Source organism: Hymenobacter daeguensis (assembly GCF_054780555.1).
This window is the reverse complement of record NZ_BAAGWC010000020.1, coordinates 71,940-77,939: the sequence shown is the minus strand read 5'-3', so window position 1 is coordinate 77,939 and position 6,000 is coordinate 71,940. Positions and strand designations below refer to the sequence as shown.

Below are 6,000 nucleotides of genomic sequence, written 5' to 3'. Positions count from 1 at the left end.
GGTGTCGGCCGCCGGCCAGCGGGCCGAGCGGAACAGCTCCCGCGCCGGCCGGCCCGGCTCCGCAAACACCACCCGCATCACCTCGCCCGACTGGTCGGGCAGGGGCAGGGTGGGCGCGGGGTCGAGGCTGACGCGGCTCAGCAGCTGGCTGGCGCGCAGGCGCAGGCGGTCATCGTCGGCGCGGGCCAGCAGGCGGCCCAGGCTGCGGTACTGGTAGCCGCCGGCGGCCAGGGTGGCCAGTCCAAACACCAGTCCGAACACCAGCAGCAGCTGCCCGCGCAGCCCCAGGCGGAAGCGGGACTTTGATTGAGCAGGTGAGAAAGGGATTGGCATCATCGTTTGGTTTGTCGTCCTTCGCAAGCTCAGGATGACGGATGGTAGTACACTGTCTGAAAAGTTACCCCGCGCCCGGCTCGCGCAGCCGGTAGCCCTGCCCAATCACCGTTTCCAGCAAGGCGGGCGCGGGCGCAAAGTCCCGGTCGAGCTTGCGGCGCAGCTGTGAGATGTGCACCTCGATGACGTTGGAACCCATGTCGTAGTCCACGTCCCACACTTTCTCGGCGAGGCGGGTTTTGCTCACCACGCGGCCGGCGTTGCGCAGCAGCAGCTCCAGCACGGCAAACTCGCGGTTGGTCAGGCCAATGGTTTTGCCGTTCCGCGTCACCACGCGGCCCAGCGGGTCGAGCACGAGGTCGGCCAGGAGCAGGGCTTCGGCACCGGCTGGCCCGGCGGTTTTGCGGCCGATGATGTGCAGGCGGGCCAGCAATTCATCAAAGGCAAAGGGCTTGCGCAGATAATCCACCGCGCCGGCCTCCAGGCCCGTCACCACGTGCCGCGCATCGGTGAGGGCGCTGAGGATGATGACGGGCGTCTGAATGCCGAACTCGCGCAGGTTGCGCAGCACGTCGAGGCCGCTCTGGCCGGGCAGCATCAGGTCGAGCAGCACGGCATCGTAGGGGGTGGTGGCGGCCTGCTCCAGGCCCTCGGGGCCGGTGGCGGCCACGTCGGCTACGTGCCCGGCCTGGGTCAGCCCCTGCTGGATAAACCCCGCCAGCCGGGCTTCGTCTTCGACGATGAGAATGCGCATTGGGGAGGGGAAATAGAAAGAGAGAAAGCGCGATAACCAAAAACGTCATGCCGAGCGAAGTCGAAGCATCTCTACCGCAGCAGTAAATCTGATTACGCGCGTGGTAGAAATGTTTCGACTCCGCTCAGCATGACGTTCAGGCGTTAGCCCTGGTTACGGCGATTTACCGCACCAGGTACTTCACGCCGCCCAGCGCCAGCGTCTGCGGATGCACTACGCGCGGCGCGGCGGTGCCGGCCACGCGGGCCTCGCCGGCCTGGGCGGGGCGCAGGTTGCCGGTGGCTTCCAGCGCAGCCCCCACCGTGAGCTTGTCGCTGAGCTGCTCCACGGCGTGGGGCGGCAGCTGCACCACGGTCTGGTCGCTCAGCACCACGCCCCGGATGTGGCCCCGCGGGTCGCGCCGCAGCTCCTTGATGGTGCCTTTGGCCGTGGCGGCTTCTTCGGCGGGCGGGGTGGTGGGGCGGGCCGGCGGCGCGTTGTTCACCGTCTGGCTGCCGCTGGTCAGGCTCACGAAGTGGAAATGGCTGCGCCCATCCGGTCCCGTGTTGCGGAAGCCGCTCACCGTGACCGGGCTGCCGGCCCTGGCGGCGGCCAGCAGCTGCTGGCCCAGGTGGCGCGGGAAGCGCACGGTATCCACGGCGCCGGTTTCGGGGCGCAGCACGAAGGCGTCGTACACCTGCTCGTCGTTGTTGGCCACGTAGGCCGTGAGGGTGCCGCGCAGGTCGGTCAGCACCTGCACCCGGCCACCCTGGGGGCCGTGCTCGCCGCGTGGGCCTTTTTCGCCACGGGGGCCGTGGGGCGGGCGGGGGCCGCCGGGGCCGTCGCCGTCGCCGGGCGGGGGGGGCGGCAGCGGCGGCGTGCCGCTGTCGGCGGTGGGGGTGGTTTTGGCCGATTTCGAGGTTTTGGTTTTAACCTTGGTAACGGTCTGGGCATCGGCCTGAATGGTGCCGGCCAGCAGGGCGGCCGCCAGCAGGGCGACCGAATAAAAGGGCTTGTTCATGGGATGGAAAATGAAGTGGTTAGCGAAAGCGTCGCTCGGCTCCGGTTGCCTTTCGACGCTACAAAATTTCTATCTGCCCCTGAGGACGGGCTGAAGGCGGTATTAATTTTTCTTCAGGTGCCTGCAGCCTGTGTGCTACTGCCAAGCCGCGTTGCTGACACGGGGCGATGCATTGCAAAATTTGCTAATAGCCATATATTTACAAGTCCTCCATGCTGCCGAATCCGTCCACAGATAGGCATCAAAACCACGTTCCAGCGCGTTATGAAAAAAATCTACCTGCTTTTCCTGCTCTTCCACGCGCTACAGGTGCGGGGGCAATATTTCAGCCCGTTCCGGCCGGGTGTGCCGGCCCAATACACCACGGCGGCGGGCGATACCGCTTCGGTGTTGCAGCTCAACAAGCGCTTGCAGTACGTGCCCGGTATCGGCAGTATCAGCGGTCACGACTCGCTCTACAGCTTTGCGCCGCGCATGAAAGCCAAGCGGACCGGTGCGACGGGCTGTGATTTCAACCGCTACGGCGGGGGCGTATTCGGCGATGCGATGAGCATTGATTACCCCAACTCGCACAAAGCCAATTACCGGCTGTACGGCAATTACAACGCCGGTTTCCAGGATTACGATGTGGAGTTGTTGCTGCTCCCGTACGCCCCGCTAAACCGGGTTTGGAACGCTACCTATCAGCATACGGCACAGGTGATATCGCGCACAGTACAGTCCGTGCTGGGCGTGCCCGATTCGGTGGTAACCATTGCCTTTTCCGGCGGCCAGCAGTTGCGGCTCAGCAAGTTTCATGGCTTGGTTGATGGCCCAGCGCTGGCGTATTTCACCGGCGTAAACAGGCCGGCTCGCCCATTCACGCTCACGGCGCTGCCCCGCCAGCACCTGGGGCAGCCGGCGATGGGAGCGCTGGCAATGTATGATTTTCGGCCCGGCGACCGGCTGGTGTACCAGTATGTTTATTTGAGCATACCTAATCCCAGCGGGCCGCCTAATTCGAACTACCTGTATTCCGATAGTATTCTGAGCCGCGTCAACAGCCGCACCAACGACACCGTGACCTACCGCATCCTGCGATTCTCGCAGCAGGGCAACGTCACTAATGTGCGCACCGAGCGCTACACGTATGCTGGCACGCCGCTGGGTACCCGCCCCAGCCAGCTAGCCGTGCGCACCACGCAAGGCTTCAGTAGTTGGGTGCTGCTGCCAGATGCCGTGCGTAGCAGCAGCTATTCCAGCAGCCGCTACCTGCAGCGTACCATCAATGTGTCGTGGTGTAACATAACTGCCTTTGATACGCTTGGCGTGGCAAAATTGAACGTTGACCATAACTCGGGTACTGACTATGCTACTGGGCTGGGTCATGTGCGTATTTTCATGACAGATGTGCTAAACGGTAGCAACAGCAGTACTGAGTTGGTGGGCTACCGCAAAGGCACCGAAATGTGGGGGAATCTGCCGCGCATGGCTTTCGCAACACTGGCCACCGGGGCCAGCCGCCCGGCCACCACTACGGCGGCTTTTCCCAATCCCTTCACTTCCGACTTGGCCGTGGCCTTCGTGCTGGCCCGCCCGCAGGCGGTGAGAATGGTGTTGCGCGATGCACTGGGGCGCGTGGTGCTGGAACAAACTGCCACCATGCAGCCCGCCGGCAGCCGGCAGCTCTCGTTGGCCACGGCCAAGCTGCCAGCCGGCAGCTATACCCTGCACCTGCGCTTTGCCGAAGAGGCCCGCACTGAGGTGCTAAAAGTGTTGAAAGCCCAGTAGCTCAGCCACTCTTGTTTCTGGCAGAATAAATGCGCAATTTTTGGCCTGCTACCGCAAATGGTCATCGATAACTAAACGACTGCTTCCTTTCCAATAAGCATGAAAAACCTTTCTACATTCATTCTAGCCCTGAGTATCGTGTTGGGGACTGCCACCGCGTGTGCCCAGAATTACCGGCCGTTCCGCTTCGGGCTCACCTACCAGCTCAGTGCCAGCGGCACGGCCGGCGATACCACGCACCTGCTGCGCCTGGCCAGCCGCCAGCCCGCGGCAGTGGCCGGCGACACCCTGTTTCTGTTTGCGAAGCGCGCCAGCCGGGGATGGCCGCAGGTGCAGCAAGGCAACTGCGGGGCTTTTGTGCAGCGCCCCGATAACCTGTTCGGCACCTCGATGCGAGTACATGCCGCGACCGAGTTTGTGCTGACGGCTGCCAACGGCCACACCTTCACCCTGCGCCCCCGTGCCCCGTTGGGCCAGGCCTGGACGGCCACGGCGGCTGGCCTTACCGCTCAGGTATCGGCCCGCACGCTGGGCACGGTGCTCGGCCAGCCCGATTCGCTGGCAACCATCACCCTTTCCGACGGAGCGGTGATAATGCTGAGCAAGCGTTTTGGCTGGGTGAGTGGGCCAGCGCTGGGCTCTTACCTCAACAGCCGATTGCCGCAGTCATACCTCACGCTTACGGCGCTGCCAGGGCTGGGCCTCGGCACCAGCCAGTTGGGAGCGTTGGCGATTTATGATTTTCAGCCCGGCGATGTGTTTCTGCGCAAAACAGTGACCTCCGGCCAGGCCGCGCCCTGCCAGTACCCCTCGGTGCAATGGACCCGCGACAGCGTCATCAGCCGCACGCCCAGTGCCAACGGCACGGTCCTCGATTACCAGATACTAACCCGTACCCTGGGCCGACCCTGTGGCGCCACCACTCCGGTCATCGGCGCGCCCAGCACGCAAAACCTGCACATCACGGAAACCAGCAATCATCTTGACCAGCCAACGGGTTTCTGGGAGCCATACATCACTGCACCCACCGCCGGGCTGGTGCACTTGCCCGCTTGGCGCACGGCCGACTACAACAACCGGCCTGTGCAACGCCACATGGGGTATTTGCAGTGCGCCACGGCCGCCGATACCACGTCGCTGCGCGATGCCAGCAGCCTTGATGCAGGCTATTCCAGTTGGACTGCCCCCGGCCTTGGGCAAACGCGGGTAGAGTCGATTAGCTTCTCGCTGGAAACCACCACGCTGGTTGGCTACCGCAAAGGTACCGAAACCTGGGGCCAGCTATTCACCTTCTCGCAGCTGCTGGCGGCCCGCGACAGCCGCCCGGCCAGCACCACGGCCGCTTTCCCCAATCCCTTCGGGGCCGGGCTGACGGTGGGCTTCACCCTGACCCGGCCACAGCCGGTGGGCGTGGTGCTGCGCGACGCGCTGGGCCGCGTGGTGCTGGAAAAAGCGGCCCGGCCCTGGGCCGCCGGGGCACAGCAGTTCTCGCTGGCTACCGCCGCGCTGCCCGTGGGCGTGTATAGTCTGCACCTGCACTTCGCCGGCGAAAACCGCACCGAGGTGCTGAAAGTGCTCAAAACGCAGTAGCCGGCCCGGCTACCACTTCTTGAAAATGACGTACACGGCCGCCACCAGCAGCAGGAAGCCCACGATGTGGTTCCAGCCCAGCTTGTCGGTTTTGAACACGAACACGGCGCAGAGCGTGAACACCGTGAGCGTAATGACTTCCTGAATAACCTTGAGCTGGAACAGGCTGAACGGCCCGCCGTTTTCCTCAAACCCGAGCCGGTTGGCTGGCACCTGAAAGATGTATTCGAACAGCGCCAGCCCCCAGCTCACCAGAATGACGCCGGCCAGACCCAGCTTGGCAAACCAGGCCATCTTTTTGAATAAGTGCAGGTGCCCGTACCAGGCAAACGTCATGAACAGGTTGGAGATGGTGAGCAGGATGAGGGAATAAACGCCTTTCATCGGGGGAGAAGAATAAGTGCAGGATTAATTGACGGAAGCCGCAAAACCGCCGCACCGGGCGCAGCCGAAGCATCTCTACTGCCGAAGCAATTTAATCGTTGCCGTAAAGCAGCAGAGATGTTTCGGCTGCGCTCGGCATGCCGTTCTTTTGTTGCTGCTTTATCTCAAA

At 63.4% G+C, this 6,000-nt stretch carries 6 protein-coding genes; 2 read left to right on the top strand and 4 right to left on the bottom strand.

Annotated elements, in window-relative coordinates:
- The 3 genes from ACYVHT_RS18115 to ACYVHT_RS18105 all read right to left on the bottom strand — a co-directional run.
- The coding region (locus ACYVHT_RS18115; RefSeq protein ID WP_460555171.1) for a hypothetical protein at positions 1-336 on the bottom strand (336 nt) is incomplete at its 3' end.
- A gap of 61 nt (positions 337-397) precedes the next feature.
- Positions 398-1,087 carry a response regulator transcription factor gene (locus tag ACYVHT_RS18110; RefSeq protein WP_460555168.1) on the bottom strand — a complete coding sequence of 230 codons (690 nt, stop codon included), beginning with the start codon at positions 1,085-1,087 and terminating at the stop codon, positions 398-400.
- A 163-nt stretch (positions 1,088-1,250) separates the two neighbouring features.
- A complete protein-coding gene (locus ACYVHT_RS18105; protein ID WP_460555165.1) occupies positions 1,251-2,087 on the bottom strand; it encodes a hypothetical protein in 837 nt (278 codons plus the stop codon).
- A 264-nt stretch (positions 2,088-2,351) separates the two neighbouring features.
- Here ACYVHT_RS18105 and ACYVHT_RS18100 point away from each other — a divergent pair, with 264 nt between their 5' ends.
- Both ACYVHT_RS18100 and ACYVHT_RS18095 read left to right on the top strand, forming a co-directional pair.
- Complete coding sequence (locus ACYVHT_RS18100) at positions 2,352-3,857, top strand: hypothetical protein (RefSeq protein WP_460555162.1); 1,506 nt, start codon at positions 2,352-2,354, stop codon at positions 3,855-3,857.
- A 99-nt stretch (positions 3,858-3,956) separates the two neighbouring features.
- The gene (locus tag ACYVHT_RS18095) at positions 3,957-5,447 is read left to right on the top strand and encodes a hypothetical protein (RefSeq protein ID WP_460555160.1); all 1,491 of its coding nucleotides are present in this window, start codon (positions 3,957-3,959) and stop codon (positions 5,445-5,447) included.
- Positions 5,448-5,456: 9 nt separating this feature from the next.
- Here ACYVHT_RS18095 and ACYVHT_RS18090 read toward each other — a convergent pair whose 3' ends face one another.
- Positions 5,457-5,831 (bottom strand): DMT family protein, encoded by a 375-nt coding sequence (locus ACYVHT_RS18090; protein ID WP_460555157.1) that lies wholly within the window; start codon positions 5,829-5,831, stop codon positions 5,457-5,459.
- Positions 5,832-6,000 lie beyond the last annotated feature (169 nt).

Bases quoted from the DNA above. Each gene is read 5' to 3' on its own strand.
- ACYVHT_RS18110 (WP_460555168.1), bottom strand. From the start codon at position 1,087: ATGCGCATTCTCATCGTCGAAGACGAAGCCCGGCTGGCGGGGTTTATC.
- ACYVHT_RS18105 (WP_460555165.1), bottom strand. From the start codon at position 2,087: ATGAACAAGCCCTTTTATTCGGTCGCCCTGCTGGCGGCCGCCCTGCTG.
- ACYVHT_RS18100 (WP_460555162.1), top strand. From the start codon at position 2,352: ATGAAAAAAATCTACCTGCTTTTCCTGCTCTTCCACGCGCTACAGGTG.
- ACYVHT_RS18095 (WP_460555160.1), top strand. From the start codon at position 3,957: ATGAAAAACCTTTCTACATTCATTCTAGCCCTGAGTATCGTGTTGGGG.
- ACYVHT_RS18090 (WP_460555157.1), bottom strand. From the start codon at position 5,831: ATGAAAGGCGTTTATTCCCTCATCCTGCTCACCATCTCCAACCTGTTC.